The following is a 3,484-nucleotide window of genomic DNA, read 5'->3' on the forward strand; positions in this document are numbered from 1 at the left end:
GGGTACGGCTGCTGAGGGTCCAGTTGATCAGCTGCTGGGAAATAAGATCCCCATTGGGCACAACTACGTCGGAACCATCATACGCGGAGATCTTACTGGAGCGGATGCCTATTTCCTTTACCACGCCCGACCGGGTGCCCAGCTCAATTACATCGCCCACTTCAATAGGTTTTTCAAAGGCCAGTATTACACCGGATACCAGGTTGTTCACAATATTCTGCAGGCCAAAACCAATGCCCACCCCTAATGCGCCTATTACAATGGCCAGCTTATCCATCGGTATGCCGGAAGCTGCAAAGGCCAGCAGCACGCCCATCCCCAATACTGCTAAACGTATCAGCAGAATGGCCGATCCCAGTTTTTTCTTTTTACCGGCGCTGGCGTTTTGCCCGGTGTCGCCAAACATATAGGCGATCATTTGTGTAACTACGGTAGATACCCATAACACCAGCAGGAAAATGATCACACTGCTGAACGTAAAAGTGGTGTTGCCAATGGTGCGGTCGGCTCCCAGGAACTCGCGGATCGCCTCATAAATATTATCAAACACATACAGGTTGCGGGCTATCAGCATTAGCCAGGTAATGGTGGCAAACAGGTACAGGAATACTTTTAAGCGCGACTGCACATTCTGAAAATCAATAAAGGAAATAAAAGTGCTGGAATTTTTATTCGCCTCTACCTGCAGGTACACGGCCTCCATCAGCAGGTCCACAAAAAATACCAGGTTAACGGCCATGGTTATACTGATTGCAGCCGTAGCGCCAATGATCTTGGCCGCCGTAACACGGCCGGTTAATACCAGCAGCAGGGAAAAAGCGCTCATCACAATAAACAGCATCAGCATATTGCGGGAATATTTAGGCAGGGCCAGCGTGCTGTGTTTGGTTATTCTGCGTAAACGGATGCCTAATACAATGCATGCAATAGCTGCCAGGAACAATCCCCATTGTTCCGCATTGGTAGCCTGTATAGTAAGGTTATTTAAAAAATAAATGAACAGCAGCGCCACCAGCGCTATCCAGTGGTTCAGCAAATGCCGGGGTATGGAATGGCCTATTACATAGCTCAATGCCGTGATAGTAACCACCCAGTTTAGCTGAATGAACAGGATAGGATATTGCACGGAAAGCAGGCCGGCCAGCGTAAAAACAAAGATGAGTGTACTGGCTGCCGGGAAACGGTATAATATACGGGAGTGCTGTAAAATAGCTTCTGCCTCTGTGGGTGGATGGCGCTGCCGGATCTTACGGGTATTGTTGTATGCCCAGAAAGCAAACAAGCCTGCCAGCAGCAGCCAGATAATAAGCACCGGCCATTGCACGGAAAAAAAGATGAACAATATCTGCAGGTTCTTGTGTACAGAATCCCTTAACACGGTAAAGAACGAAGGTTCCTGCAACTGTTTTTTGGGTTGCCATAAGTAAGTATAATCTTTAATGAACATGCGCCGGCTGAAGTTGTCCAGCTGAAACTCCATATCTCCCAGCAGGTTGTTTACGGCTATATAACGCATGGCCACCTCGTTCTGCAGCAATCCTATCTGCAGCAGGGACTGTTTGTTCGACTTATCAATTTGCCGGAACTTCATAATAAGGCTGGTGAGCTGGCTGATGTAAAAAGTGCGCAGCTCATCCTCCGTAGGCACGGCGCGCATAGCAGTATCCTTACGTACCTGCTGCAGGGTATCGTTAATGTTCACCAGTTTTGCATAGTGCTGGAACAGGTCGTCCTGCCACATTTTTAAAATGCGGTTCAGCTGTACCAGCATTACTTTATTGGTATACAGGTCATGCACATTAGGGGTACTGCCCAAAGCGGCAATATTGTTCTTAATTACATGCAGGGTGGAATCCATTAGCGGCAGCTTCTCCGTAATGTGGGCAGTATCATATCCCCGTTTAAGGGTGCTGCCCAGCTCATTCAGCATAAGCGTATAGCCTTCCAGCCGGTTGATGATAATGGCCACCGCGGTATCTGATACCCGGGAGCGGCTGGTATCCTTCGTGCTTTGTATCACCTGTTTGCTGATACGGGCGCTGTCTGCCAGGGTAGAATCCTGCAGATTTTTTGCGGGCGTTTTTTTCCCTTTCTGAGCCTGTAACCCGGCCCAGGGTAATAATAGTAAAAGCAGCCACAATAGCCGGCGGCCGTGTTTTCCAAAGATAGGCTTGTTCATGGTTACTGTATAAATACCCTGGCAATTTAAGGTATTCCCGCTTACTTACCTGTAGCAATGCCGCTAACAAACTCTGGCATTATTAATGATTACATAATACCGCTTGTGCCAATAAGCCGTTATATTCAGCCTTTAATTATACAATACAACATGGTGAAACAAACTTTACTGCTAGGTACTTTATTGATAGCAATGTCTGAAATGAAAGCGCAAACCACCTTCCCGGTTTTTGATAAAGAAGGCCACCGTGGCTGCCGCGGGCTCATGCCTGAAAACACCATACCCGCTATGAAAAAGGCCATTGATATAGGGGTGACCACGCTTGAAATGGATGTAGTGATCAGCAAAGACAAACAGGTAGTGCTTTCCCATGATCATTACATTAACCCCCTGTTCAGCCTTACACCGGATGGCAGGGAGTTTACAGCAGATGGAACCAATAACTACATCATCTATAAAATGGATTATGCGGAGGTTAAAAAATTTGATGTAGGCTCCAAAGCTCATCCTTACTTTCCGCGCCAGCAGAAAATAAAAACCTATAAGCCATTATTGGGTGAGCTCATTGATTCAGTAGAACAATATGCGCAACAGAAAAAGAACCCGCCCATGTGGTACAACATTGAAACAAAATCTGTAGAAGGGCATGATGGCGAATGGCAACCGGCGCCTGAAGAATTTGTAGACCTGCTGGTGGCCGTGCTGCAGCAGAAAAAGATCACTGACCGGGTAGTGATACAATCTTTTGATAAAAGAACTTTGCAGGTATTACACAAAAAATATCCTGATATAAGAACATCTTTCCTGGTAGGCGATGATAAATTAGGCGGACTGAATGGCGCCCTTACAGCCTTAGGTTTTACGCCTTTTGCATACAGCCCTAACTATAAGCTCGTAAATGCCCAGCTGGTGCAAAGCTGCAAAGAAAAAGATATTAAGCTCATCCCCTGGACACCCGATACCGCTGAAGAAATTGCCCAGCTGAAAGCCTTGGGTGTAGATGGCATTATTACAGACTACCCGGACCTGTTTTAATTACGGATTATTCAATTACGAATTACGAATGGGGTATTTCGTGTGAACTGTTTTTCGTAAAAAGTATTGTTATGAATTATTAATTAAATATTTCTGGCAAACAGCTTTTCCATGAACAACACTAACCCACGCAGCATCCCATTCGTAATTCGTAATTGATCAATTCGTAATTAACTTCACTTTCTCCGCCATCGGTTTCAGCCGCCGGCCTTCAGGCAGCGCCTGGTCTGTATAACCCAGGTAAAAGAAGCCCAGCACTTTATCCTGGTC

2 protein-coding genes are annotated in these 3,484 nt (G+C 46.3%); one reads left to right on the plus strand and one right to left on the minus strand.

Going from position 1 to position 3,484, the window contains the following annotated elements:
• The coding region (locus VIM87_RS17435; RefSeq protein WP_331998237.1) for a mechanosensitive ion channel family protein at positions 1-2,179 on the minus strand (2,179 nt) is incomplete at its 3' end.
• A 150-nt stretch (positions 2,180-2,329) separates the two neighbouring features.
• Here VIM87_RS17435 and VIM87_RS17440 point away from each other — a divergent pair.
• Positions 2,330-3,214 (plus strand): glycerophosphodiester phosphodiesterase, encoded by an 885-nt coding sequence (locus tag VIM87_RS17440; protein WP_331998238.1) that lies wholly within the window; start codon positions 2,330-2,332, stop codon positions 3,212-3,214.
• Positions 3,215-3,484: the final 270 nt, after the last annotated feature.

Origin of the sequence: Chitinophaga sp., assembly GCF_036569125.1 — a bacterium.
Lineage (GTDB): Bacteria > Bacteroidota > Bacteroidia > Chitinophagales > Chitinophagaceae > Chitinophaga.

Excerpts from the sequence above, each read along its gene's own strand:
- VIM87_RS17440 (WP_331998238.1), top strand. The coding sequence starts at position 2,330 with ATGGTGAAACAAACTTTACTGCTAGGTACTTTATTGATAGCAATGTCT.